Consider the following 25,479-nt stretch of genomic DNA (forward strand, 5'->3'; position numbering starts at 1 on the left):
AACCTCATGTCACCTCCCTAAGGGGACAATGACGCCGAAATGTCCCGTGTACAGGGGACATACATCGCAAACCCGACGTCAGAGGGGGCGATAACGGCGGCCGAAGAAAAGTGTGGTATTGGTCACTTCTTCCGCCCCGGCCGCGCCGAGCGTGGCGCACGACGTCAGCCCGCCGCGCACAGCCACCGCAACTCAACGCCCGGCAAGTCTTGCCGATGCCGTTTCCGGCATCGCAAGCAAGTACAAGATGAAGCCCGCGCCAGCGATCGCACCAAGGGACATAAAGGCCACGTTGTAGCCCGCAGTGACGACCACCCAGCCGGAAGCAAAGTTGGACAACGCCGCGCCGACCCCCACCGCCGTGGTGATGGCGCCAAGGCTGATGTTGAAGTGACCCGTTCCGTGGGTGAGGTCCTGGACGATAAGCGGAAACAGCGCTCCGAAGATGCCGGCGCCAATGCCGTCGAGCAACTGGACCCCAACCAGCCAGTACGAGTTGTCCGACAGCGTGTAGAGAAAGCCACGAGCGGTCAAGACGGCGAACGCCACCAGAAAGATCGGCTTTCGTCCCCAGGCATCGGCCCTGCTTCCGGTCACGTACGCCACGGGCACCATCACCACCTGGGCCGCCACGATGCACCACGACATCAACGCCGTGCCCTCGTCCCTGTTGTGCAGGGCCAGCACCTGGCCAACCAGCGGCAGCATGGCCGCGTTGGCGAAGTGGAAAGCGACAACGGCCGCCGCGAAGATCATCAATGTGCGGTTGTGCAGCAGCACCCCAAAGCCTGATGGCTGAGCATGCGGTTCCCCGGGCGCGTGATCCATACCGCGGGCGAGGTCATGATCGATCGCATCATGCGGAATACGCAGGGTTGCCACGACGCTCATCGCCGCCATGGTGGCAAGCACCCAGAACACCACCACCGGCCCGAAGAAGAAGGCCAACCCACCGGTGATGGCGGCGGCCGTGGCGTTGCCAGCGTGATTGAAGGATTCATTGCGCCCGATCCGCCTGGCGAACAGCTGCGGGCCGACGATGCCCAGCGTGATTGCAGCCAGCACCGGAGCAAAGACCGAGCTGGCGATCCCGGTGAGCACCTGCAGCAACGAGATGGAGCGGAGTTCGGGAAACAGAGGCATCGCCAGCGCACTCGCGGTGACCGCCAAGGCGCCGGTGATGACCAACGCCCGCTTGGCCTTCGTCCGGTCCACGAACGCGCCCATCGGTGTCTGCGCCACGATGGCCGCGATGCCGCCGACAGCCATCACAAACCTGATCGAGGCTTGGTCCCAGTTGTTGGTCACCAACAGGTACACCGACAGGTACGGACCCAAGCCATCGCGGACGTCAGCCAGCGAGAAGTTCACCAGGTCCAGCGCATGGACCACTCGCCGCGGCAGCGCATCGTAGGCCGCCATCGAATCAGCGAAGCCGGCGTCACTCGACTCGGTCGATGACGCCGGCTTGCGACCGGAAGCGCCCGGCATCAGCGCCGGTTAAGCACTCTTGTCGCGGCGCTCACTACGTGACGGCTTGCGAGGCACGATCGTCGGCAACACGTTGTCTTGCACGGTCTCCTTGGTGACCACCACTTTGGCGACGTCGTCACGGCTCGGGATGTCATACATCACCGGCAGCAAGACTTCTTCCATGATGGCCCGCAGCCCGCGAGCGCCGGTGCCGCGGTGGATCGCCTGGTCGGCGATCGCTTCCAGCGCGTCATCGGTGAACTCCAGCTCCACACCATCCATTTCGAAGAGCCGGGTGTACTGCTTGACCAGTGCGTTCTTCGGTTCGGACAAGATCTTGACCAAGGACTCTTTGTCCAGGTTGGTGACGGAGGCAACGACCGGGAGCCGACCGATGAATTCGGGGATCAACCCGAACTTGATCAAGTCCTCGGGCATCACTTCGGCGAAGTGGTCGGTGGTGTCGATCTCGGCCTTGGAGCGCACTTCGGCGCCGAAGCCCAGACCGCGCTTGCCGACCCGCTCGTAAATGATCTTCTCCAGCCCGGCGAATGCACCCGCGACAATGAACAGCACGTTCGTGGTGTCGATCTGGATGAATTCCTGGTGCGGATGCTTGCGGCCGCCCTGCGGGGGCACCGAAGCCTGGGTGCCCTCCAGAATCTTCAACAGGGCCTGCTGAACACCCTCACCGGAGACATCGCGCGTGATGGAGGGATTCTCGCTCTTGCGAGCGATCTTGTCGACCTCGTCGATGTAGATGATGCCGGTCTCGGCGCGCTTCACGTCATAGTCGGCGGCCTGAATGAGTTTGAGCAAGATGTTCTCGACGTCTTCACCCACATAACCCGCCTCGGTCAGCGCGGTGGCGTCGGCGATCGCGAACGGCACGTTCAGCATTTTGGCCAGGGTCTGGGCTAGGTAGGTCTTACCGCATCCGGTAGGCCCGAGCATCAAGATGTTGGACTTGGTCAGCTCCACGGCCTCGCACCTGGAATCGCGAGACTTCTCGCCGGCCTGGATCCGCTTGTAGTGGTTGTAGACCGCGACGGCGAGCGTGCGCTTCGCGGTGTCTTGGCCGATGACGTAGCCCTCGAGGAATTCCCGGATCTCGACCGGCTTGGGCAGTTCGTCGAGTTTCACATCGTCGGCGTCAGCGAGTTCCTCTTCGATGATCTCGTTGCACAGATCGATGCACTCATCACAGATGTACACACCGGGGCCAGCTATGAGCTTCTTGACCTGTTTCTGACTCTTTCCGCAGAACGAGCACTTCAGCAGGTCGCCGCCGTCTCCTATGCGCGCCATTTTGGTGAGGGCCTACTTCCTGTTCGCCGTTCGTCTTGCCGTGCCGCGTGTACCCCCCGACGCTACCCGCTTGCTCCGGCCCACCGCGACCGTTAACACCGAATAGCGTCCTTGGTATTCACTGGGTTATTCGTGCCTTTCGTCTGAATGCAACATATAGCCCAACGGCTCCCACTACTCGCCGAGACGCGCTGTACGTTTCTCTGGCGTGTCGTGGTCGTTACGCCACCGAGGCCCGTCAGCTGGCGAAACTCATGGCTACCAAGCCCCCAGGCGACAACCCTACAGCGACGTTGCGCGGTTGGCTGATGTTTCTGCACTGATCGAGGTCGGCGGCTCGCGTCGGCGCCCAGTCCCGCCGGCGCCCACGGTTGAGCCCTGGTCCCCCGTCACCGAGCCGGCGTTGGAAAAGCTGCGTAAAACGCAGTTGCTACTACGTCAGTTTCCCTAGTGTTGAGCATTGTGAGAGCGATGCTCGGCAACGCATGGTTTGGCAGCGCCGGCCGCCGACCGGCCTCGTGGTCCGCCCTGGGGTCCCGGCCTGCTCCCCGATCCGCGGGCCCGTCAAAGCCGTCAAACCTAGCCGACGAACTTCTAGCCGCATTCCCTGTCCACGCGAAAGGTCAAGGCGGGCTATGAGCAACCCAGGCGAAATCGGCGAACCCCCAACCACGTCAGGCAGCGCTGAGGTACCCGCCACTGCCCCCGCCACTGACAATGTCGTCATGACCCGACGCCAGCGGCTGACCGTGGCGGCAACGGGGCTGGGCATCTTCATGGTGTTCGTGGACGTCAATATCGTCAACGTCGCATTGCCCAGTATCCAAAGGGTGTTTCACACCGGCGAGCAAGGTCTTCAGTGGGCAGTCGCCGGATACAGCCTGGGGATGGCGGCCATGTTGATGAGCTGCGCCTTGCTGGGCGACCGCTACGGCCGCAGGCGCGGATTCTTTGTCGGACTGGCCCTGTTCGTCGCAAGTTCGGTGGTTTGCGTGCTCCCGATCAATCTCGGCATGTTCACCGCGGCCCGAGTGATCCAGGGCCTGGGCGCATCGTTCATATCGGTGTTGTCACTTGCCCTGCTCAGCCACGCCTTTCCCGATCAGCGCATGAAGGCGCGGGCCATCGCGGACTGGATGGCCATTGGGATGGTCGGCGCCGCGTCGGCACCGGCGCTGGGCGGACTGATGGTGGAGACCCTTGGCTGGCGCAGCGTGTTCGCGGTCAACGTGCCGCTCGGCGCGATCGTGTTGGTGCTGACCCTGATCGGTGTCGACGAGTCCAGGGATCCTGACCCGACCGAGCTGGATTGGGTGGGACAGCTGACCTTCGTGCCCGGGATCGCGGTGCTGGCGTACACGATCATCGAGGCACCTCGGTTTCAGCAGCGGTCGGTCATCGTGCTGACCTCACTGCTGTTGATCATCGTCGCGTTGTTGTGGACTTTCATCCGGCATGAACGGCGCGCCCCGTTTCCGTTGATCGATCTCCAGTTGTTCACCGAGCCGGTGTACCGGTCTGTGCTGATCGTCTATTTCGTGGTGATGTCCTGCTTCTTTGGGACGCTGATGGTGATCACGCAGTTCTTCCAGAATGTGCGCGACCTGTCGCCGCTGCACGCGGGCCTGATGATGTTGCCGGTGGCCGCGGGATTTGGGATGGCGAGCCTGCTGGCGGGCGCGGCGGTCAACAAATGGGGCCCGCGGCTGCCGGTGGTGACGTGTCTGGCTGCCATGGTCACCGGGCTGGTGCTGTTCGTCACCGCGATGGGCCATGTGCCCGCGCTCGCCCTGATGGGACTGACCGTCTTCGGCGCGGGGGCCGGCGGCAGCGTCACACCGCTGCTACACCTTGGTATGACCAAGGTTGATGATCACCGCGCCGGCATGGCCGCCGGCCTGCTCAACCTGCAAAGGTCCATGGGCGGAATTTTTGGTGTCGCCTTCTTGGGCTCGATTCTGGCCGCATGGTTTGGGCGCCACACTGCCGGACAGCATGGAAGATGACCTGCCCGATCCCGTCGTGCGCTCGATCGTTGTCAACACCATCGTGGACAGCGCCAATCCGCATGCGCACGCGGCCTTCATCGGGCCGCGACACCGCATCACGTCGGCGCAGGAAACCAATATCGTCAGCGCCGCCGATTCGGACTTCATGCAGGGCATCCGAATCGCGCTGGGATGCGCCTCGGTGTTACTGGCGGCCGCGTTCGTCCTGGGCTTGCGGCGCTTTGCCCGCCCCGACTGTGACGAGAGCCCCGACCCCGACGAGAGCCAACTCGCCGGGTCAGACCTCGACTAAGACAGCCGAGCGCGGTCGTACTGACCGTCGCCCGTCAACGAAATTCCGGCCGTGCCTCAGGCGTTCTGGGCCGAGAGCTTGCGGTACTCCAGAACCGTGTCGATGATCCCGTAGTCCTTTGCCTCTTCGGCGGTCAGGATCTTGTCCCGGTCGGTGTCCTTGCGAATCACCGAGGGATCCTTGCCGGTGTGGCGGGCCAGCGTGGACTCCATCAGGGTGCGCATCCGCTCGATCTCGGCGGCCTGGATCTCCAGGTCGGAGAACTGTCCCTGGATGACGCCCGACAACGACGGCTGGTGGATCAGCACTCGCGCATTGGGCAGCGCCATGCGCTTGCCCGGGGTTCCCGCGGCCAGCAACACGGCCGCGGCCGAAGCGGCCTGTCCCAGACATACCGTCTGGATGTCCGCCCGCACGTACTGCATGGTGTCGTAGATCGCCATCAGCGAGGTGAACCCGCCGCCCGGCGAGTTGATGTACATGGTGATGTCACGGTCGGGGTCCAGCGACTCCAGCACCAGCAGCTGCGCCATGATGTCGTTCGCCGACGCGTCGTCGACCTGGACGCCGAGGAAGATGATGCGTTCCTCGAACAGCTTGTTGTACGGGTTGGATTCCTTGACCCCGAAGCTGGAGTGCTCGATGAACGACGGCAGGATGTACCGCGCCTGGGGCTGGACCTGAGGATTCACTGTGCTTCTCCGTTGACGTGGGCGGCGCGGGTGATGATGTGATCGACGAAACCGTATTCCAGAGCTTCGGGGGCGGTGAACCAGCGGTCGCGATCCGAATCCGCCTCGATACGCTCGATCGACTGGCCGGTGAATTCGGCGTTGAGCCGGAACATCTCCTTCTTGATGACGGCGAACTGCTCGGCCTGAATCGCGATGTCGGCCGCACTACCGGTCACCCCACCCAGCGGCTGGTGCATCAGGATGCGGGCGTGTGGCAACGCGTAACGCTTGCCCTTGGTGCCCGCCGCCAACAGGAACTCGCCCATCGAGGCGGCCATGCCCATCGCATACGTGGCGATGTCGCAGGGGGCCAGCACCATGGTGTCGTAGATCGCCATGCCGGCGCTGATCGATCCACCCGGCGAGTTGATGTAGAGGTTGATGTCCTTGCTGGCGTCTTCGGCGGCGAGCAACAGAATCTGCGCGCACAGCCGGTTGGCGACTTCATCGTTCACCTCCGACCCCAGGAAGATGATGCGCTCGGAGAGCAAGCGCTCATAGACCGAGTCCGTGAGATTGAGACCCTGCGAGTTCGAACGCATGTCAGTCACGACTGGGTTACCTGCTTTCTCGAGTTCTTCTGTGTCCGACCCTAACCAACCGCACCCACTGTGTGGCGCCCACGCACCCCCTGAAGTCGGCGCGTTCGCTCACAGCGTCATGCCATGTGGCCTTAGCCGGCCCCCTGGGCCGCGTCGGCGCTGTCCGCGTCGGCGCTGTCCGCGTCGGCGGGCTCTGCTGAGTTTTCTGTATCCCCATCGGCGTCCACGCCGGCGTCTCCGTCGGCGTCGTCGTCCAACAAGTCCGTTACGTCGTTCTCCGGCGGCTTGCCGAAGAACTCACTGGTGTCGATCGTGTTGCCGTCGGTGTCGGTCACCGTCGCGGCCTGGGCCACGGCCTTGACCGCCAACTCGCGCCGAACGTCGGCGAACATCGACGGAAGCTGGTTGTTTTCCTGCAGGTAGGCAAACAGCTGTTGCGGTTCGATGCCGTACTGGCGCGACGTGAGGACCAGGCGTTCGGTCAGGTCTTCCTGACCGACCTGGACCTTGAGGTCATCGGCCAGGGCGTCCAGCAACAATTGCCGCTTGACGTCCTTCTCCGAGGCGGTCCTGGCCTCAGCGTCGAACGCGTCACGCGAAGATCCTTGCTCAACGAGCAGTTCGTTGAACCTGGCCTCGTCGTTGTTGATGCCGCTGAGTGCGCTGTGCAGCACACCCTCGTACTGCGCCTGCACATACGACTCCGGCGTCGGCACGTCGACCCGCTCGAGCAGGGCGTCGATGGTGGCGTTGCGAATCTGCTCCGCCTGGCCGACCCGCTTGGCTTGCAGCACCTGCTCGCGAAGGCTTGCGCGCAGCTCGTCGATGGTGTCGAACTCACTGGCCAACTGCGCAAACTCGTCGTCGGGTTCGGGCAGTTCGCGCTCCTTGACCGACTTGACCGTGACGGTGACCTCGGCATCGCGCCCGGCGTGATCTCCGGCCGCCAGCTTGGCGGTGAATACCCGCGACTCGTCCACCGACAATCCGACCACCGCATCGTCGAGACCCGCGATAAGCCGGCCGGAGCCGACCTCGTGGGACAACCCTTCGGCGGCGGCGTTAGGCACGTCCTCGCCGTCGACAGCCGCCGACAAGTCGATCGAGATGAAGTCCCCCGTGGCCACCGGGCGCTCCACTCCGGTCAGCGTGCCGAACCGGGCACGCAACGACTCCAACTCGGCGTTGACCTCGTCGTCGGTGGCCTCGATCGCATCCACCGAAACCGACAGCCCGGTCAGGTCCGGCAGCGCAATTTCCGGTCGAACGTCCACCTCAGCGGTAAAGGCCAGGTCCTGGCCATACTCCTTTTGAGTCACCTCGATGTCCGGTCGGCCCAGCGGCTGGATCTCGGACTCTGCCAACGCCTGGCCGTACCGGCTGGGCACGGCATCGTTGACGATCTGGTCCAACATCGCTTCCCGGCCAAAGCGAGCCTCGAGAAGCTTGACCGGCGCCCTCCCCGGCCGGAAGCCGGGCAGCCGCACCTGTTTGGCCAGCTCTTTGTAGGCCCGCTGGAAATCAGGCTCGAGTTCGGCGAAGGGCACCTCCACCTTGATGCGAACCCGGGTGGGGCTCAACTGCTCGACACTGCTCTTCACGGATCTGCTCCTTGGTGGTTGTTCGTGGCGGTGAGTTGGTCGGGGTGACAGGATTTGAACCTGCGGCCTTCCGCTCCCAAAGCGGATGCGCTACCAAGCTGCGCTACACCCCGGACTGACCTCGCGATCCTACGGCCCGGCGGCGGCGGGCCTGCAAGGACCTCCAGGGTCCGACAGGGTCCTCGAGGAAGTCGCGCCGCGTCCCAAGCGGTCACATGACTGCGTCGATTAGATTTGATCTCAGCCACCACGTAGAGTTTCGCTCGACTTGCTACATGCGGGCGTAGCTCAATGGTAGAGCCCTAGTCTTCCAAACTAGCTACGCGGGTTCGATTCCCGTCGCCCGCTCCAAGCACGGCCTATGCACCACAGAAAGGCGCCATGAGCGACGTCGATATTTACGGCTCATGTGCGCGGAAGTTCCAAAGAGTGCGTGCTGCCTTTGAACGGAACTTCACCCAGTGCATGGAGGTCGGAGCAGCCGTCGCGGTGTGGGTGGACGGTGATCTGGTCGTCAATCTCTGGGGCGGTTCCGCGGACGCCGCCGGTACCCGGCCGTGGCGGCAAGACACCCTGACCACCGTGTTGTCCGGCAGCAAGGCGCTCACGGCCACCTGTGTCCACCAGCTCGCCGACCGCGGTGAACTGGACTTACACGCTCCGGTCGCCCGCTATTGGCCCGAATTCGGGCAGGCGGGCAAGGAAGCCATCACCGTGGCCATGGTGCTCAGCCACCGCTCCGGTGTGATCGGCCCCAACGCGCGAATGAGCTGGCAACAAGTCACCGACTGGGATTTCGTGTGCGAGCAATTGGCCTTGGCCGAGCCGCGGTGGGAGCCGGGTAGCGCCCAGGGCTACCACATGACCACGTTCGGTTTCATCCTCGGCGAGGTATTCCGCCGGATCACCGGGCGCACGGTCGGGCAGTATCTGCGCACCGAGATCGCCGAACCGATCGGCGCCGACGTCCACATCGGCCTGTCCCCCTTCGACCAGAGCCGCTGCGCCGAGCGGGTCAACAAGCCGCACGCCCGAGACCTGCTGGCCGATGTGCAAGCCCCCAGCGACCCCACCAGCCTCGACGACCACCCCAAGGCGGGGCTGTCGATTGCGATGGGGTTTGCCCCCGATGACGAACTTGGCTCCAACGACCTGCACCTGTGGCGCCAGCTGGAGTTCCCCGGCACCAACGCGCAGGTCTCCGCGCTGGGATTGGCAACGTTCTACAACGCACTGGCGCAGGAGAAACTGCTGAGCCGCGAGCACATGGATCTGGTCCGGGTCTCGCAGGGCGGCTTCGACACCGACCTGGTGCTCGGGCCGCGGGTCGCCGATCACGGCTGGGGCTTGGGGTACATGCTCAACCAGCGCGCCGTAAACGGTCCCAACCAGAAAATCTTCGGCCATGGCGGCCTGGGCGGGTCGTTCGGTTTCGTCGACCTCGAACACCGGATCGGCTATGCGTACGTGATGAACCGCTTCGACGCCAGCAAGGCCAACGCCGACCCGCGCAGCGTCGCGTTGAGCAACGAGGTCTACGCGGCACTTGACGTTGCCGCGGACTAGCTCGCCGCGGCCAACCCGAACGAGCGCACCCTGCCGAACCGATGTCGGCAGGGTGCGGCCATCCGGCTAGGCGTCGTCAGGGATCAGTGCGGACCACCCGGCCCGCCCAGCCCCTCTCCCGGCCCCCCGGGACCACCCGGCCCGTCCGGTCCCTGCTGCCCAGGTGCGGGCTCTCCCGGCCCTTCCGGACCTGCGTGACCGGGCTGGGGGTTGGGTCCTGGCCCACGCCAGTTGTCGTGACAGTGACCCATGTCCCAGTTTTGCCCCCAGCCGGGATCCCAAAAGTCGCCCGGGCACCACTGCGTGGGGGCGCCGGGCTGCGCCGCAGCCTCGGATGCGACGCCTACTCCGGCCAGTCCCAGACCGAGGACCATTGCCAAGCCTGTTGCAGCTAAACGTGGGTAAGTTTTCATAGGCACCAGACTTACCCGGCCAACCTGTAGCCAATCTGAAGAATCGTGCCCAACCTGGGGCCGACAACCGAAGTGCCAGAACGCAAGTCAGGTGACGTCACGTTGCGCACATAGATAGTGATCAAGATCACGCCTGACAGGAGGGGCACCAAAAGACGTTGCGGCCCTCGAGTACGGCCGTACCGACCGTGGCCCCACACACCCGGCATGGATCTCCCGCGCGCCGGTACACGTAGGTGCGAGGCCGTCCCGCCGCGTACGACGGTGCCCCGTGGTCATGTTCGGGACGAACCACAACGATCTTGCCGCCGCGCAAACCGACTTTCATCAGTGCCACCAGATCGGTCCAGGCCGCGCTGAACTCCGCTTCGGTGATCCGCTGACCGCTGCGGTACGGGTCGATGCGGTGCCGAAACAACAACTCGCTGCGATAGACGTTGCCGACCCCCGCCATCACCTTCTGGTCCATCAGAAGTGCACCGATCGGCCTGCGCGACTTGGCGATCCGAGCCCACGCCCACGACGGGTCGGCATCCTTACGCAAGGGGTCAGGTCCCAGCCGGGCGAGCACATCGGCAACCTGGGCGTCGTCGATCACCTCACATACGGTGGGCCCGCGCAGGTCGGTGCCGTATTCGGCACCAACCATCCGCATCCGCACCTGCCCGACCGGGTCGGGAAGAAGCTCACCGGCAGAACGTACCCATTCGGTGAAAGCCCCGTAGAGACCGAGGTGCACGTGCACCACCGGACCGCCGGCATAGTGATGGAACAGATGCTTGCCCCATGCGCTGGCGGCGCGCAACACTCGGCCATCTACCGCGCCGGCCGAGTCAGCGAATTTGCCTTGCGGACTCGATACCACCACCGGCGCACCGGCGAACCGGCGCTGATGCAACCGCGCCAACCGGTGCAACGTATGCCCTTCGGGCACAGGTGCTCTCAGTCCTGAGCGCCGGGCACCGGCGGCGCTTGGTGGGTCCGCTCGTACTCGGACAAGATGTCGATTCGACGTTGATGCCGCTCGGCTTTGGACCACGGTGTGGACAGGAAGGCGTCGACGATAGCCAGCGCCTCGGCAACGGTGTGCATCCGACCGCCGATGCCGATGAGCTGCGCGTTGTTGTGCTCGCGCGCCAACGATGCGGTTTGCTCGCTCCAGGCCAGAGCGCAGCGGGCACCGGGGACCTTGTTGGCGGCAATCTGCTCACCATTGCCCGATCCGCCCAGCACGATGCCCAGGCTGCCCGGGTCTGCCACGGTGCGTTGCGCGGCGGCGATGCAAAACGCCGGGTAGTCGTCCTCGGCGTCATAGGTGAATGCACCGCAGTCGATCGGCTCGTGCCCAGTTGCTTTCAGGTGCTCGATGATCTGCTGTTTGAGCTCCAGGCCGGCGTGGTCGGCCCCCAGGTAGACGCGCATGCCCGACATCCTTCCCTGGCGGAAGTCAGCTATGCAAAGCGCGGCGTGTCGCGCCACGTTGGGCGAACCGGCGGGCTCGGCCCGCTCAAGACTCGGCGACGCCCGTCGGCGGCGCGTCGTCCCGATCGATCATGGTCCACTCGTCAAACGGATCGCGACCGTGCAGTACCGCGTCGACCTTTGCCCGGTCAATCGTCTTGGTCCACCAGCCCACCAGGATTGTCGCGACCGCGTTGCCGGAAAAGTTCGTCAGCGAACGGGCCTCCTTCATGAAGGTGTCTGTCCCCGCGACCAGCGCGACACCACCGAGGAGCTCGGGACGATAGGCCTGCAAGCCGCTGGCCAACGCGGCCAGACCCGCACCACTCACGCCGGCGGCGCCCTTGGAGGCAAAGATCATGAACACCAGCAGCGAGATCTGCTCGCCCCACGCCAACGGCCGTCCGAGTGCGTCGGCGATGAACAGCGACGCCATGGTCAGATACAGCGCGGTGCCATCGAGGTTGAACGAATACCCGACGGGCACCACCACCCCGACGGTCGCGGGTTCGACGCCCAGGTGCTTCATCTTGGCGACAAGTCGCGGCAACACCGCCTCTGACGACGACGTGGCAAAGATCAGCAGATACTCCCGGGCCAGGTAGCGAACCAGCCGGAAGATCGACACCCCAGAAACCACGTAGAGCAACACGCCCAGCACACCGAACACGAACGCCGCACACGTCAGGTAGAAGCCAACCAACAGGATCAGCAGGTTGGCCACGGCACCCCAACCGGTGGCCCCGATGATGCTGGCGATCCAGCCGAATGCGCCGATGGGCGCCAGCCACAGCAGCATGCCAAGCACCTTGAAAACCAGCTTCTGCAGGTACTCGACGCTACGCAGGATGGGCTCACCCGCAGCGCCCATGCCCTGGACCGCGAAGCCGACCAACAGCGCCACAAACAGTGCCTGCAGCACGTTGCCATTCGTCAGACCCGACAACAACGAGGTGGGGATGACCTGATCGAGCAGGCCGTGCATCCAGCCCGACGGCGGCGCCGCGTCGGCCACCTCGACGCCGCTGCCCATTGACTCGACGGACAGATGCAGACCGCGAACCGTCCCAATCAGGTTGCCGACGAAAAGGCCGATCCCCAGCGCCGCCGTTGACATCACCAAGAAGTAGAGGAACGCCAGTCCCCCGACCTTGCCGAGCAGCGCGGCCCGGTTCAGCGAACCGATGCCCAACACGATGGTGCAGAAGATCACCGGCGCAACCATCATGGTGATCAGGTTGACGAATGTCGTCCCGAGGACCGCGACGTGTGGGCCGATCGACGGCACAGCCAGCCCGGCGATCACCCCGAGGATCACCGCGCCGATGACCGCGAAATACAGCCAGCGGGTGCGGTCGGGACGCTTCTTGCTCGCCCGTGGATCGGTAGCTGGGGGCTGATCCAGCGGGGTAGTTATCGACGACTACCTAGCAGGCCGCACAGTCATAATTCCGCACATCCGATCGGCCGGGAATCGACACTGGCCGGATTATAGATGCGCCTCACCGGCGATGTTCAGCACTTGGCCAAGCGGTTACGCACCCGCGTTCAGTCGAATTCGGGCGGCTCGGTGCGGGTCCGCTTGAGCTCGAAGAAGTGCGGGTAGGCGGCGAAAGTCACCGAGGCGTCCCATAGCTTGCCGGCTTGTTCGCCCCGCGGAATCCTGGACAGCACCGGCCCAAAAAAGGCGACACCGTTTACGTGGATGGTCGGGGTGCCGACGTCATCGCCCACCGCGTCCATCCCGGCATGGTGGCTCTTGCGCAGCGCATCGTCATAGGCGTCGCTGGTGGCGGCCGCAGCCAGATCGGCGGGCAGACCAGCGTCGGCCAGCGACAGCTTGATCACCTCATCGAGGTCTTTGTTGCCCTCGTTGTGAATCCGGGTGCCCATCGCGGTGTAGAGCGAGGCCAGCGCACCGGCACCGTGCGCCTGCTCCGCCGCAATCGCTACCCGCACCGGTCCCCACGCCTTGGCCATGGCTTCGCGATATTGCTCGGGCAGACCTTCACGATTCTCGTTCAGGATGGCAAGGCTCATCACCCGGAAGTTCACTTCGATGTCGCGAACCTTCTCCACCTCGAGGATCCAGCGCGAGGTGATCCAACACCACGGACACAGCGGGTCGAACCAGAAGTCGGCAATAGATTTTTCGGCGGCCTGATCGGGCATGGCGTGCGGTCCTCTCGTCGGTGGTCAATTCAGCGCAACCGGGGCCACCCGCTGATTGTTCCCGGATCGCCCCACCGAGGGAGATGCATTTTCTCCCCGGTCAGCCGGCCTGGCCGGAGTGGCCCGAGTTGCCGGTCGCACCGGTCGCACCGTTGGCACCGGCCGCAGCACCCCCACCCTCACCGAACCCACCGGCGCCGCCCAAACCACCGGCCCCGCCGCTTCCGCCACCGCCGGCGGCACCGCCGAGCCCCGAACCACCGGAGTGACCGATCAGCCCGCCCGCGCCACCGGCGCCGCCATTTCCGCCGTTGCCGCCATCACCGCCGGCACCGCCATCACCGCCATCACCGCCATCACCGCCATCACCGCCATCACCGCCGACACCACCCTGCCCGGTGTGGAACGGGCCACCGCCGAACGCGCCGTCGCCAGCGGCTCCGCCGGCACCACCCCCGCCACCGACAGCGCCGGTTCCGCCGATACCGCCGCCACCACCGGCACCACCGATGCCGCCATCTCCGAACAGCAGTCCACCCTGACCGCCGACACCACCATTGCCGCCGTCGCCGGCAAGGCCGGCAGCAACGCCATCACCGCCGCGTCCGCCCATACCGCCGTTGCCGCCGGTCGCGGATTGCCCGGGAAAGACATTCGCGTTCACATCCGCGCTGCCCCCCGCGCCACCGATGCCACCCGCCGCGCCCGGCCCGCCGGCCCCGCCGGCCCCGCCGTGGGCACTGCCGGTGCCGAGCACGGTACCGGCGGAACCACCCGCTCCGCCGGCTCCGCCGATGGCTCCGGCGCCGCCGGCGCCACCAGCACCACCAGTGGCAACCGCCCCGGTCCCTGCGGTGGCGTCGCCGCCGGCACCGCCGCCGCCGCCCATCGCGCCGGAACCCCCGTCACCGCCGCCGCCACCAGCACCACCGGTGACATTGGGGGTACCCGTTGGTGATTGGGCCCAGGCGGCGCCGCCACGGCCACCCACGCCGCCGATCTCCCCGGCGGTAGTTCCGTCGGCGCCGGCGTGGCCGCCAGCAGCGGTGCCATCGATGACGTCATGACCCTGCTGGCCACTATCGGCGTAGCTGAATGGGGCGTCAGCCGGGACAGGATTGACGCCATCGGCCCCGGCCCCGCCTGCCCCGCCGATTCCGCCGTTGCCGCCGTGACCCCACAGCCCCGCACTGCCGCCGGCACCGCCGTTGCCACCTAGGCCCGCGGTGACACCAACGCCCCCCCGCGCCGCCGTTGCCGCCATTGCCGAACAGCATCCCGCCCGCGCCACCGGTACCCCCTGCCGCACCGAACCCACCCGTGCCGCCGTTACCGCCATCACCGATGAGCCCGGCGCTACCGCCATTGCCGCCGGCCTGGCCGGCCACGCCGCCGGCCGCCCCGTCACCACCGCTACCGATGAGCCACCCACCATTTCCGCCGTTGGCGCCCGGGGTCGTCGCATCGGCGCCATTGCCGAACAATGGCCGCCCGGTAAGTGTCTGAACTGGAGAGGTCACCAGATTCGCGGCCTGCTGCAGCGAAGTGTTGGCCGCCTCAACTGCGGAATAGCCGCCCGCACCCGCAGTCAACGCCCGCACAATCTGGTCGTGAAGTGCCGCCGTGTGGGCACCGAAGGTCTGATAGGCCTCAGCCTGCGCCTCGAAGCACGCGGCTACGGCCGCCGAGATCTCATCGCCCCCCGCGGCAAGCACCGCCCTCGTCGTAGCCGCCGCGGCACCATTGGCCGCGCCGATCGTCGAACCGATATTCGCCAAATCCGCTGCCGTCGCCGCCACCATCTCCGGGTCCACCACCACAAAGGACATCGCTCAGTCTCCTATCAGCCACGGCACCGCTAGCACTTACCGACCATCAAAATTCGAGAGCATTGGCACCACACCCTAGCCGAGTCGGCACTACAATTTCTCGCAAATGCGTTATGGGGGAACGTAATTCACCGGTGGATGATTATCGCGGGCAGGCGAATCGGGTTGGCCCCGCTTGCCCAGGGCACCACTGACCACGGCACCGGCCAGCCTTACCACGATCTTGCAGCGGGGCTGTCGTGTGCAGTGCCAGCGCAGCCGATATCTTGGACGCCGTGGCTCTTCCAAACCTCACCCGGGATCAAGCTGTCGAACGCGCCGCCCTGATCACGGTCGACAGTTACCAGGTCAACCTCGATGTGACCGGCGAGCGCACGTTCCGCTCGACCACCACCGTGATGTTCGACGCGCTGCCCGGCGCCGATACGGTGATCGACATCGCCGCCGAGGGCGTCCGCAGCGCCAGCCTCAACGGCCAAGAGCTGGATGTCTCTGGTTACGACGAATCCACCGGAATCCCCCTGCGCGGGCTGTCGCATCGCAATGTCGTCATCGTCGATGCCGACTGCAGGTACTCCAACACCGGCGAAGGCCTGCATCGTTTCGTCGACCCGGTTGACGGCGAGGCCTACCTGTACTCGCAGTTCGAGACCGCCGATGCCAAGCGCATGTTCGCCTGCTTCGATCAGCCCGATCTGAAGGCCACTTTCGAGATCCGGGTGACCGCGCCTCAACACTGGAAGGTGATATCCAACGCCGCCGCGGTCGAGGTCTCACAGAGCCAGTCGGCCGCCGTGCACAGCTTCGGGGTCACCCCCCGGATGAGCACCTATCTGGTGGCACTGATCGCTGGACCGTACGCAGTCTGGAACGACACCTACAGCGACGAACACGGCGACATTCCCCTGGGCATCTACTGCCGCGCGTCGCTGGCGCAGTACATGGACGCCGAGCGGTTGTTCACCCAAACCAAGCAGGGATTTGGCTTCTACCACAAGCACTTTGGCATTCCCTACGCGTTCGGCAAGTACGACCAGTTGTTCGTCCCGGAGTTCAATGCCGGTGCCATGGAGAACGCCGGCGCGGTGACTTTCCTCGAGGACTACGTGTTCCGCAGCAAGGTCACCCGGGCCTCCTACGAGCGGCGCGCCGAGACGGTGCTGCATGAGATGGCGCACATGTGGTTCGGCGACCTGGTCACCATGACCTGGTGGGACGACTTGTGGCTCAACGAATCCTTCGCGACTTTCGCTTCGGTGCTGTGCCAAAGCGAGGCCACGGAATTCACCGAGGCCTGGACAACCTTCGCCACGGTCGAGAAATCCTGGGCTTACCGGCAAGACCAGCTGCCCTCGACCCATCCGATCGCCGCGGACATTCCCGACCTGGCGGCGGTGGAGGTGAACTTCGATGGGATCACCTACGCCAAAGGCGCTTCGGTGCTCAAGCAGCTCGTCGCCTATGTCGGACTCGAGCACTTCCTGGCCGGGCTGCGGGACTACTTCCGTGCCCACGCATTCGGCAATGCGACATTCAGCGATCTGATCACCGCACTGGAAAAGGCATCCGGGCGCGACTTGTCCAATTGGGGTCAGCAGTGGCTCAAGACCACCGGTCTCAACACGCTGCGCCCGGACTTCGACGTCGATGCCGACGGCCGGTTTACCCGGTTTGTGGTGCAGCAAAGTGGCGCGGCGCCCGGTGCGGGCGAGACCCGGGTGCATCGGCTGGCGGTGGGCGTCTACGACGACGATGTCGCCGGCGGGTCGGGAAAGTTGGTGCGAGTCCATCGAGAAGAACTCGACGTCGCCGGGACGGAGTCGGAAGTCCCTGCCCTGGTTGGTGTGCCTCGCGGGAAACTCATCCTGGTCAACGATGACGACCTGACCTATTGCTCGCTGCGGCTCGACGGTGACTCGCTGCAAACGGCGTTGGGGCGCATCGCCGACATCGCCGAACCGTTGCCGCGCAGCCTGGTTTGGTCCGCGGCCTGGGAGATGACACGCGAGGCCGAGCTGCGTGCGCGTGACTTCGTGTCGCTGGTGTCAGGCGGCATTCACGCCGAGACGGAAGTCGGCGTGGCACAGCGACTGCTGCTGCAAGCCCAGACGGCGCTGGGTTCCTACGCCGAACCGGGTTGGGCCAGCGAAACGGGTTGGCCGCAGTTCGCCGATCGGCTGGTGGAATTGGCCCGCGCGGCCGATGCCGGGTCCGATCATCAGCTGGCCTTCATCAACGCGCTGTGCACGTCGGTGCTCTCGCCCCGCCATGTGGAGACGCTGGCGGCGCTGCTGGACAATGACCCGGCCGAGTTGGGATTGGCCGGCCTGGAAGTCGATACGGACCTGCGCTGGCGCATCGTCACCGCGCTGGCGACCGCCGGCGTCATCGACAGCGATGGACCGGAGTCACCCCGCATCGACGCCGAGGAAAAGCGCGACCCGACCGCCACCGGCAAGCGCAGCAGTGCGCACGCCCGTGCGGCGCGGCCGCAGTTCCCGGTCAAAGACCGCGCGTTCACCACGGTGGTCGAGGATGACACGCTGGCCAACGCCACCGGCCGAGCCATCATCGCGGGAATCGGCGCCCCCGGACAAGGTGAGCTGCTCAAGCCCTTCACCGCCCGCTATTTCGAGGTGATTCTCGGGGTATGGGAGCGCCGATCGAGCGAGGTCGCCCAATCGGCGGTAATCGGCTTGTACCCCTACTGGGACATCACCGAGGAAGGCGTTGCCGCCGCCGACCGTTTCCTGGCCGACCCCGAGCTAGCACCCGCGCTGCGGCGGCTGGTGTCCGAGGGCCAGGCCGCGGTCAAGCGGTCGTTGCGAGCCCGACGGTTCGACGCCGCGCTCTAGCGCGGCCGTGTGCCCTCGCGAGGGTGCGCAACCGTACGCCGACACGCCGTGTTGGGCGTACAGCTGCGCACCCTCGCGGGCAGACGCGCGGCGACTAGGCCGGGGTGATTCCCGAGCTGAGCACGCGGATGGCGCTGACCAGACCATCGATCAGGTTGCCCTGCTCGAACGCCGACGTGGCGGCGGCAACTCCCAACGGAGCCGCCGACTCGGCGCCGCGCCCCCGCAGGTTCGCGCCATAGACAACCTCGACGGCGCATTGGTCGGGTGAGACCGCAACCAGCACCGCGTCGTTGGGTGTCGGCACCTTGGCCAAGATCGCGCGCGCACGAGCGGCGGTGTCACTACCCAAATCGCCGAGGTACACCGCGAAACGCGCGTTGGACGCACGCGAGGCGTACTTCAGGGCGTCATCGACGGCCACGAGGTCGTCGATCGGGAACGGGTAGTGCACGGACAATTCCCCGGGTTCGGTCACCCTGGATATCCGTCCGCTGCTGGTGAATACCGAACCCCGCGGCAGGTCGGTGGGCTCGATCGTCGCTACGTCACCATGTGCCACTGGCGCCACCTCCAACTGAGAATTCCGAGGAACCATGCCCGCCGTGTCCGTGGGCGTCTCCGACAGCCTCATCGGTGGCGGCCCACAGGATCGGGGGATGCGTCCATTTCTCCGACAGTTCGTAGGTGGCCGGGTGCGGTCCCTTGCGGGTCAAGAAGATCGCTCCCAGGACAACCACCAAGAACAACGGTATTCCGACGAAAAAGAGATGAATCTCCATAACGCTCACGCCCCAAACCGTATCCCACCGAGGGTTCACCCGGCGCAGTTAGGACACGAATTTGATCACCGCGACAGTGTCGGCCAGTCGCGATGACAACGCTAGGCAGCGCCCTCGCCGAGGTATCGGGCCCAGGATGGGTCCAATTCCTTGATCGTCGAGAGCAGTCGCCAGTGCTGACCGGTCGGCGGCAGCGGCGTTCGGCGCAGTGACCAGCCAAGTTCGGTGAGCAGCTTGTCACCCTTGCGGTGATTGCACGCTGAGCAGCACGCGACGCAGTTCTCCCACGAATGCTCACCCCCGCGACTGCGCGGCACGACGTGGTCGACGGTGTCGGCTTTCGCCCCGCAGTAGGCACAGCAGAAACGGTCACGGTGCATCAGCGCGGCACGGGTCATCGGAACCCGGGCACGGTAGGGCACCCGGACGTAGGTCCGCAGTTGGATTACCGAAGGAACCACGATGGTTTGGGTCGCCGAGTGGATGACCGGCCCTGCCGGGTCGTCGTGCACCACGTCAGCCTTGCCACAGATCACCATGACGATCGCGCGGCGCATCGGCAAGGCGGTGAGCGGTTCGTAGGTGGAGTTCAGAAGCAGCACCCGCCGGCGGCTCCAGATCGACGCGGTCTCGTGGCGGTTGGGCGGATGGGTATCGACACTGTGCAGACATGACGCGGTCCCAGTCATGCTGGCCGCGGCGCCGTGGTTGCGGTGGCCGCGGCGCTTCTTGCCCTGCGCCATAGATCCTCCGGGCAACAGTCCACCACGATTTGCCGCCGATCGCACGCCTTTTGCCACGTCGACGCCGTGTCACTTGGGTGAACAACAGGGTCTAACGGGTCGCCCGCAACAGCCAGCCAAGACAAATGGCCCACAATGGAAGGGATGGATCAGATGACCGAGCCCTTCTACGACGCTGTCGGGGGGGCCAAGACCTTCGAAACAATCGTGTCCCGCTTCTACGAGTTGGTCGCCGAGGACGAGATATTGCGCCCGCTGTATCCCGAAGAGGACCTATCGGGCGCGGAAGAACGCCTGCGGATGTTCCTCGAGCAGTATTGGGGCGGCCCGCGCACCTATTCTGAGCAGCGCGGACACCCCAGGCTGAGGATGCGGCACATGCCTTTCCGAATCACGCCGATCGAGCGCGACGCCTGGCTGCGGTGCATGCACACGGCCGTCGCTGCCGTCGATTCGCAGACCCTGGACGACGATCATCGTCGCGAGTTGCTCGACTACCTGGAAATGGCCGCCCACTCACTGGTCAACTCACCATTTTGATGGCGGCCGACGGCGACAAAGCGAAGCCGTGGTGGTCCACCGCGGTTTTCTACCAGGTCTATCCCCGATCGTTCGCGGACAGCAGCGGCGACGGTGTTGGTGACTTGGACGGGGTCGCGGCCCGGCTCGATCACCTGGCCCACCTCGGTGTCGACGGGATCTGGCTGAACCCCGTCACGGTGTCGCCGATGGCAGACCATGGCTATGACGTCTCCGATCCCCGCGACGTCGACCCACTGTTCGGCAGCATGGCCGCACTCGAGCGGCTCATCGCGGCGGCGCACCGGCGCGGCATCAAGATCATCATGGACGTGGTGCCCAACCACACCAGTTCGGCGCATCCCTGGTTTCAGGCCGCGCTTGCCGCAGGACCAGGCAGCATCGACCGAGATCGGTACTTCTTCCGCGACGGGCGCGGCCCCGGCGGCGTGCGGCCGCCCAACAACTGGGAGTCAGTCTTCGGCGGACCGGCGTGGACCCGGGTGACCGATCCGAACGGCACGCCCGGCCAGTGGTATCTGCATCTGTTTGATACCGAACAACCAGATCTGAACTGGGACAACCCCGACGTCTTCGACGACTTCGAGAAAACGCTGCGCTTCTGGCTGGAACGCGGGGTGGACGGCTTCCGTATCGACGTTGCGCACGGCATGGCCAAACCACCCGGGCTTCCGGACACATCGGACGTCGCAGAGGTATTGCGCCACACCGACCACGATCCGCGCTTCAACCACCCGAATGTGCACGCGATTCACCGCGACATCCGGACGGTCATCGATGAGTACCCGGCCGCGGTGACCGTCGGCGAGGTGTGGGTACACGACAACGCTCGCTGGGCGCAGTATCTGCGACCCGATGAGCTGCATTTGGGTTTCAATTTCCGGCTGGCGCGAACCGACTTCGATGCGGCCGAGATTCACGCCGCGGTGCAGAACTCGCTGCAGGCCGCCGCGATGGCGAACGCCGCCCCCACCTGGACACTGGCCAATCACGATGTGGGCCGGGAGGTCACCCGCTACGGCGGCGGGACCACGGGGCTGCACCGGGCCCGGGCCATGGCGATGCTCATGCTCGCCCTGCCGGGCGCCGTGTTCCTCTACAACGGGGAGGAACTCGGGCTGCCGGATGTGGACCTGCCCGACGAGGTGTTGCAGGACCCGACCTGGGAACGTTCCGGACGTACCGAACGCGGCCGTGACCGGTGCCGGGTTCCGATGCCGTGGTCGGGTACGACTCCCCCGTTCGGGTTCTCCAGCTGCGCTGACACCTGGTTGCCGATGCCGCCCGAATGGGCGGCGCTGACCGTCGAAAAGCAGCTTGAGGATGCCGGTTCGACGTTGGCGTTTTTCCGGCGTGCGCTCGAATTACGCAGGAAGCGTAGGGAATTCGACGGAAACGAAATCCGGTGGCTGAGCGCCCCACGCGGCGCGCTGATATTTCGCCGCCCGGCTGGGTTGGTGTGCGCGCTCAACGCCGGCGACCGCCCGCTGACGCTCCCGGACGGCGAGCTGCTGCTGGCCAGCGCGCCACTAGTCGACGGCGCGTTGGCGCCCGATGCGGCGGCCTGGCTGGTGTAACGACGCGGCGGCCAAGCCCCGTTGGCTCCGAACAGCCAGGCGCCGTTGCCGCCGCTACGCCAGCATCATGGAACGCTCCCGGTCCCGCCGGTGCCGAACCGGATCGGCCGACAGCGAATCCGAACTTGCCTCCAACACGCCGGTCGACTTGGCGCAGCAAAGCATCGCCGGCGTATACCGTTCCTCCCACAAACGCACAGGGAAGGTAGGCAGTGAGCAAGAGCCCCGTCGATGCGATGTCGCGTCGCGAGTTTTTGGCCAAGGCCGCCGCCGCCAGCGGGGCCGGTGCCTTCATGTCCTTGGCCGGCCCGGTCATCCGAAAAGGCCTACGCAGCGGGGCCATGTTCGGGTCACCTGAGCGACATCGAGCACATCGTGTTGTTCATGCAGGAGAACCGGTCGTTCGACCACTACTTCGGCAAGCTTTCGGGCACCAACGGATTCGACAGCGGCTCACCGCTGTTCGCCCAGAAAGGCTGGAACCCCCAAACACAGTCCAACGATCCGGCCGGAACCACGATCCCCTACCGCTTCGACACCACGCGAGGCCCGCTCGTTGCCGGTGAGTGTGTCAACGACCCAGGACACGACTGGATCGCCATGCACAACGCCTGGAACAACGGCGGCAACGACAACTGGCTGCCGGCCCAAGCCGCGGTCAGTGCGCTGCAGGGCAACACCCCGGTGACGATGGGCTATTACCAGCGCGAAGACATCCCGATCCACTACCTGCTGGCCGATACGTTCACGATTTGCGACGGCTACTTTTGCTCGCTCATCGGAGGAACGTCGCCAAACCGGCTCTATTGGATGAGCGGCACTATCGATCCCGATGGCGCCAACGGGGGGCCGCTGCTGGTAGACCCCAACATCCAACCCCAGGGGCGGTTCAGTTGGCGCACCATGCCCGACAATCTCGAGGATGCCGGGGTCAGCTGGAAGATCTACCAGAACAAGCTGCTGGGGGCGCTGAACAATACGGTCATCGGCTATGACGGGATGCTCAATGATTTCAAGCAGGCCCAGAATCCGCGGACGAATCTAGCCCGTTACGGCATCGCGCCGACCTACCCCAGAGACTTCGTCTCCGATGTCCGCAACAACCGGCTGCCCAAGGTCTCCTGGGTGCTGCCGGGGTTCCTGTTGTCCGAGCACCCGGCGTTCCCGATGAATGTGGGCGCTGTGGCGATTGTGGACGTGCTGCGGATCCTGCTTTCCAATCCGGCGGTGTGGGAAAAGACGGCGCTCATCGTCAGCTACGACGAAAACGGCGGATTCTTCGACCATGTCACGCCGACCACGGCTCCCCCGGGAACTCCCGGCGAGTGGATCACCGTGCCCAACATCGACGCGGTCACCGGCTCCGGTGGCATACGTGGACCGATCGGTTTGGGTTATCGCGTGCCATGCTTTGTCATCTCGCCCTACAGCCGGGGCCCGCTGATGGTCCACGACACGTTCGACCACACCTCTCAACTGAAGTTGATCGAGACGCGGTTTGGCGTTCCGGTCCCCAACATCAGCGCCTGGCGCAACGGCCTGGTCGGTGACATGACCTCGACGTTCAACTTCGCGGTCCCGCCGAATTCATCGCGCCCCAACCTCAGCCACCCCGCGATCAACGCCGTCCAGAAGCTGCCCCAGTGCGTGCCCAACTATGTCCTGGGCACCGTGACGAAGACGGCGGTCCCCTACCGGGTGCCGTTCCCGCAGGTGATGCCCACGCAGGAGACCCAGCCAGCGCGCGGGATTCCCAGCGGCCTCTGCTAGGCCCGCGCAGCCACCCAGACGGACGGCTCAGACGCGGTCGTCGAGTTCGGTAACGGGGTCATAGCCGGGCAGGCCAAGTTCGCGACGCATCAGTTCGGCGGTGCGTTCGGCGAACATCGAGATGGTCAGAAACGGGTTCACCCCGATGGCTCGCGGGATGACCGACGCGTCACACACGTAGAGCCCGTCGTAGGTGCCGCCATCGGGGTGATACACGTGCCCGGCGTGGTCGACTACGCCGGCGTCGACGTTGTCGGCGGTGGCACACCCACCCATCTGATGGGCGGTGATCAGGTGCTTGCCGAGGAAGCGCTTGTCCCATCGCGGATTCTTGATGTACGTCCCGCCAATCGCCTCGACAGCGGGTTTCATGATCGCGTCGACGTCGCGGTAGACCGCTTCGGTCGGGGCCCCCGGCCAGTCGACCTTGACGGTGCCGTTCTTGCGTAGCACCAGTTCGCCGTCGGAGTTGTCGTGCACCATGATCAGGAATCCGAGCGAGTGGTTCATCGCGCCGTCGGTGTTGAAGGTGACGTCACGACGCCAGCGGTCAAGTTTGGTCGGCCGCAGGTCGCGATAGCTGGCCGCGGCCAGCCCCATCAGCCCCAAGCGGAAGCTGTCGACGAGCGCGCGGGGCAGCGACAAGTCCTCCACGGTGAACCGCTTACGCACGTCGGATTGGTCGGCGCCGAAACGCATCACCGCGGTGATGCTCGGCCCGCAAGTCAGCTCGGATCGCGGCGGCCCATCGGTGGTCGCCCAGGTTTGGGTATCGGTGCGCATGTCGGTGTTGTAGGCGATCGCGAAGTTATCGCCGTTGCCGCTGAAGTTCTTACCCAGCCGCCCAGACAGTTTCAGCCCGGCATCTCTCGAGCGCATCAGGATTCCGTTGCTGCCCAGCGCGCCGGCACAGACCACGACGTGACGGGCGGTGATGACGACATCGCCGTCTTGGCCCTTGCGCGAGCCTTGACCTTTGCGCCCGGTGCGCCCAGCGATCACCCGCCAGCGGCCGTCGTCGGCGGCTTCGATGCGCTCCGCTTCGATGCCGCAAAACATCTGGGCGCCATGGTGTGCGGCCATCGGCAGATAGTTGGTCATCAGGGTGTTCTTCGAACCGGTGTTGTCACCGGTGCCATCGCCACCGTGGTTGGGGCAGCGCCGCCGCTGTACGCCGTATCTGGTCACGCGGTCTTCGGCGCTGACCGTGATGTCCAGGATCTGCAGCTGGGCACCCGCGTTCTTGGCGATCTGGGTGAACGCTTCGACGCGACGCAGCGGCACGTTCTCCGCATAGGGCACGGCGCCGAGCATGCGGCGGGCTCGGCCGAAGTATTCGTCCAGGCCGCCAACACCCTCACGCTGCTGTTCCACCAACGCGCGGAACTCCCGCGGCCATGACGCCAGGAACACTTCCCGATCGGGGACGATCGCCACATTGAAGTTGATCAACGAGGTGCCGCCAAGTCCGCTGGCGTGGATCACGTCGATGGTCTTGAAGCGTTCGATCTCGATGAGGCCCAAGGGATTCGAGCGCGAGCGAAGTTCGCCAAGCGCGGCCTTCTCGGTTTCGGGGAAGGTTCCGGTGGGGTGCTCGGCGCCCCGTTCCAGCACCGCGATGTCGAGTTTGCCGCCCGCTGCCGCGTTGGCGGTTGCCAGCCGCGCCGCGGTGATCGCGCCTCCATAGCCGGAGCCGAGGATCACAACGTCGTACTCGCTACGCAACGCATCGGTGTTGCAAGCCAGAACTGCAGCGGTGTCGGCCATGACAAAAACCTAGCGTCAATTTCACCCCAGCAAAACGGGTCCTCC

At 65.3% G+C, this 25,479-nt stretch carries 18 protein-coding genes, 2 tRNA genes and 3 pseudogenes; 7 read left to right on the forward strand and 16 right to left on the reverse strand.

Annotated elements, in window-relative coordinates; all coding sequences use genetic code 11:
* Positions 1-192: 192 nt before the first annotated feature.
* Together MPSD_RS19055 and clpX are read right to left on the reverse strand one after the other, a co-directional pair.
* A complete protein-coding gene (locus MPSD_RS19055) occupies positions 193-1,422 on the reverse strand; it encodes an MFS transporter (protein ID WP_086085208.1) in 1,230 nt (409 codons plus the stop codon).
* A 78-nt stretch (positions 1,423-1,500) separates the two neighbouring features.
* Positions 1,501-2,781, reverse strand: a complete 1,281-nt coding sequence (gene clpX, locus MPSD_RS19060; RefSeq protein ID WP_012395407.1) for an ATP-dependent Clp protease ATP-binding subunit ClpX — start codon at positions 2,779-2,781, stop codon at positions 1,501-1,503.
* A 725-nt stretch (positions 2,782-3,506) separates the two neighbouring features.
* On the opposite strand from clpX, the pseudogene MPSD_RS19065 reads away from it, so the two are divergent.
* Positions 3,507-5,082 (forward strand): annotated as a pseudogene (locus tag MPSD_RS19065) (MFS transporter).
* Positions 5,083-5,138: 56 nt separating this feature from the next.
* Here the strand turns inward: MPSD_RS19065 and clpP2 are convergent.
* From clpP2 to MPSD_RS19085, 4 genes are all read right to left on the reverse strand, one after another.
* Positions 5,139-5,774: an ATP-dependent CLP protease proteolytic subunit ClpP2 gene (clpP2, locus tag MPSD_RS19070; protein ID WP_011741457.1), complete on the reverse strand. Its 636-nt coding sequence runs from the start codon at positions 5,772-5,774 to the stop codon at positions 5,139-5,141.
* A complete protein-coding gene (gene clpP1, locus MPSD_RS19075; protein ID WP_036426435.1) occupies positions 5,771-6,358 on the reverse strand; it encodes an ATP-dependent CLP protease proteolytic subunit ClpP1 in 588 nt (195 codons plus the stop codon). The genes clpP2 and clpP1 overlap by 4 nt, the downstream gene beginning before the upstream one ends.
* 131 nt (positions 6,359-6,489) lie before the next feature.
* Positions 6,490-7,959 carry a trigger factor gene (gene tig / locus MPSD_RS19080; RefSeq protein WP_086085199.1) on the reverse strand — a complete coding sequence of 490 codons (1,470 nt, stop codon included), beginning with the start codon at positions 7,957-7,959 and terminating at the stop codon, positions 6,490-6,492.
* Between the two features lie 36 nt (positions 7,960-7,995).
* Positions 7,996-8,072, reverse strand: a tRNA-Pro gene (locus MPSD_RS19085).
* A 164-nt stretch (positions 8,073-8,236) separates the two neighbouring features.
* Between MPSD_RS19085 and MPSD_RS19090 the strand changes: the two genes are divergently transcribed.
* Positions 8,237-8,310: transfer RNA gene (locus tag MPSD_RS19090), tRNA-Gly, on the forward strand.
* Between the two features lie 30 nt (positions 8,311-8,340).
* A complete protein-coding gene (locus MPSD_RS19095; RefSeq protein WP_036427218.1) occupies positions 8,341-9,525 on the forward strand; it encodes a serine hydrolase domain-containing protein in 1,185 nt (394 codons plus the stop codon).
* 83 nt (positions 9,526-9,608) lie between these two features.
* Here the strand turns inward: MPSD_RS19095 and MPSD_RS31090 are convergent, their stop codons facing one another.
* The 6 genes and pseudogenes from MPSD_RS31090 to MPSD_RS19125 all read right to left on the reverse strand — a co-directional run bounded on the left by MPSD_RS31090 (position 9,609) and on the right by MPSD_RS19125 (position 15,400).
* A complete protein-coding gene (locus MPSD_RS31090) occupies positions 9,609-9,938 on the reverse strand; it encodes an Mtp family mycobacterial-type pilin (RefSeq protein WP_308205661.1) in 330 nt (109 codons plus the stop codon).
* Between the two features lie 127 nt (positions 9,939-10,065).
* On the reverse strand, positions 10,066-10,872 hold the full coding sequence (locus tag MPSD_RS19105; protein WP_015356556.1) for an Fpg/Nei family DNA glycosylase: 807 nt from the start codon (positions 10,870-10,872) through the stop codon (positions 10,066-10,068).
* A gap of 8 nt (positions 10,873-10,880) precedes the next feature.
* Positions 10,881-11,360: a ribose-5-phosphate isomerase gene (locus MPSD_RS19110; RefSeq protein WP_012395413.1), complete on the reverse strand. Its 480-nt coding sequence runs from the start codon at positions 11,358-11,360 to the stop codon at positions 10,881-10,883.
* A gap of 85 nt (positions 11,361-11,445) precedes the next feature.
* Positions 11,446-12,816: a cation:dicarboxylate symporter family transporter gene (locus MPSD_RS19115; RefSeq protein WP_036426434.1), complete on the reverse strand. Its 1,371-nt coding sequence runs from the start codon at positions 12,814-12,816 to the stop codon at positions 11,446-11,448.
* Positions 12,817-12,947: 131 nt separating this feature from the next.
* On the reverse strand, positions 12,948-13,571 hold the full coding sequence (locus MPSD_RS19120) for an Rv2466c family mycothiol-dependent reductase (RefSeq protein WP_012395415.1): 624 nt from the start codon (positions 13,569-13,571) through the stop codon (positions 12,948-12,950).
* A gap of 100 nt (positions 13,572-13,671) precedes the next feature.
* Positions 13,672-15,400 (reverse strand): annotated as a pseudogene (locus MPSD_RS19125) (PE family protein).
* Between the two features lie 275 nt (positions 15,401-15,675).
* On the opposite strand from MPSD_RS19125, the gene pepN reads away from it, so the two are divergent.
* Positions 15,676-18,255: an aminopeptidase N gene (pepN, locus tag MPSD_RS19130; RefSeq protein ID WP_036427216.1), complete on the forward strand. Its 2,580-nt coding sequence runs from the start codon at positions 15,676-15,678 to the stop codon at positions 18,253-18,255.
* Positions 18,256-18,349: 94 nt separating this feature from the next.
* Here pepN and MPSD_RS19135 read toward each other — a convergent pair whose 3' ends face one another.
* From MPSD_RS19135 to MPSD_RS19145, 3 genes are all read right to left on the reverse strand, one after another.
* Complete coding sequence (locus MPSD_RS19135; protein WP_011741466.1) at positions 18,350-18,817, reverse strand: DUF5130 domain-containing protein; 468 nt, start codon at positions 18,815-18,817, stop codon at positions 18,350-18,352.
* Positions 18,804-19,037, reverse strand: a complete 234-nt coding sequence (gene ctaJ, locus MPSD_RS19140; RefSeq protein ID WP_011741467.1) for an aa3-type cytochrome oxidase subunit CtaJ — start codon at positions 19,035-19,037, stop codon at positions 18,804-18,806. The genes MPSD_RS19135 and ctaJ overlap by 14 nt, the downstream gene beginning before the upstream one ends.
* Before the next feature lie 101 nt (positions 19,038-19,138).
* On the reverse strand, positions 19,139-19,780 hold the full coding sequence (locus tag MPSD_RS19145) for an HNH endonuclease (RefSeq protein ID WP_015356563.1): 642 nt from the start codon (positions 19,778-19,780) through the stop codon (positions 19,139-19,141).
* A gap of 153 nt (positions 19,781-19,933) precedes the next feature.
* Between MPSD_RS19145 and MPSD_RS19150 the strand changes: the two genes are divergently transcribed.
* The 3 genes and pseudogenes from MPSD_RS19150 (at position 19,934) to MPSD_RS19160 (ending at position 23,667) form a co-directional block, all read left to right on the forward strand.
* Positions 19,934-20,320 carry a globin gene (locus MPSD_RS19150; protein ID WP_012395421.1) on the forward strand — a complete coding sequence of 129 codons (387 nt, stop codon included), beginning with the start codon at positions 19,934-19,936 and terminating at the stop codon, positions 20,318-20,320.
* Positions 20,320-21,897 (forward strand): glycoside hydrolase family 13 protein, encoded by a 1,578-nt coding sequence (locus MPSD_RS19155; RefSeq protein ID WP_086085200.1) that lies wholly within the window; start codon positions 20,320-20,322, stop codon positions 21,895-21,897. Before MPSD_RS19150 ends, MPSD_RS19155 begins: the two co-directional genes overlap by 1 nt.
* A 236-nt stretch (positions 21,898-22,133) precedes the next feature.
* Positions 22,134-23,667, forward strand: a pseudogene (locus MPSD_RS19160) (phospholipase C).
* A 27-nt stretch (positions 23,668-23,694) separates the two neighbouring features.
* On the opposite strand, the gene MPSD_RS19165 reads toward MPSD_RS19160, so the two are convergent.
* Entirely contained in the window at positions 23,695-25,434 is a 1,740-nt protein-coding gene (locus tag MPSD_RS19165) for a GMC oxidoreductase (protein ID WP_020786704.1), read from the reverse strand.
* Positions 25,435-25,479 lie beyond the last annotated feature (45 nt).

Origin of the sequence: Mycobacterium pseudoshottsii JCM 15466, assembly GCF_003584745.1 — a bacterium.
Classification (GTDB): domain Bacteria; phylum Actinomycetota; class Actinomycetes; order Mycobacteriales; family Mycobacteriaceae; genus Mycobacterium; species Mycobacterium marinum.

Bases quoted from the DNA above. Each gene is read 5' to 3' on its own strand.
- clpP1 (WP_036426435.1), bottom strand. From the start codon at position 6,358: ATGCGTTCGAACTCGCAGGGTCTCAATCTCACGGACTCGGTCTATGAG.
- MPSD_RS19150 (WP_012395421.1), top strand. From the start codon at position 19,934: ATGACCGAGCCCTTCTACGACGCTGTCGGGGGGGCCAAGACCTTCGAA.
- MPSD_RS19095 (WP_036427218.1), top strand. From the start codon at position 8,341: ATGAGCGACGTCGATATTTACGGCTCATGTGCGCGGAAGTTCCAAAGA.
- MPSD_RS19155 (WP_086085200.1), top strand. From the start codon at position 20,320: ATGGCGGCCGACGGCGACAAAGCGAAGCCGTGGTGGTCCACCGCGGTT.
- MPSD_RS19120 (WP_012395415.1), bottom strand. From the start codon at position 13,571: ATGCCCGATCAGGCCGCCGAAAAATCTATTGCCGACTTCTGGTTCGAC.
- MPSD_RS19145 (WP_015356563.1), bottom strand. From the start codon at position 19,780: ATGGCGCAGGGCAAGAAGCGCCGCGGCCACCGCAACCACGGCGCCGCG.
- MPSD_RS19055 (WP_086085208.1), bottom strand. From the start codon at position 1,422: ATGGCGGCCTACGATGCGCTGCCGCGGCGAGTGGTCCATGCGCTGGAC.
- MPSD_RS19110 (WP_012395413.1), bottom strand. From the start codon at position 11,360: ATGCGCGTCTACCTGGGGGCCGACCACGCCGGCCTGGAGCTCAAACAG.
- MPSD_RS31090 (WP_308205661.1), bottom strand. From the start codon at position 9,938: ATGAAAACTTACCCACGTTTAGCTGCAACAGGCTTGGCAATGGTCCTC.
- MPSD_RS19165 (WP_020786704.1), bottom strand. From the start codon at position 25,434: ATGGCCGACACCGCTGCAGTTCTGGCTTGCAACACCGATGCGTTGCGT.
- clpX (WP_012395407.1), bottom strand. From the start codon at position 2,781: ATGGCGCGCATAGGAGACGGCGGCGACCTGCTGAAGTGCTCGTTCTGC.
- ctaJ (WP_011741467.1), bottom strand. From the start codon at position 19,037: ATGGAGATTCATCTCTTTTTCGTCGGAATACCGTTGTTCTTGGTGGTT.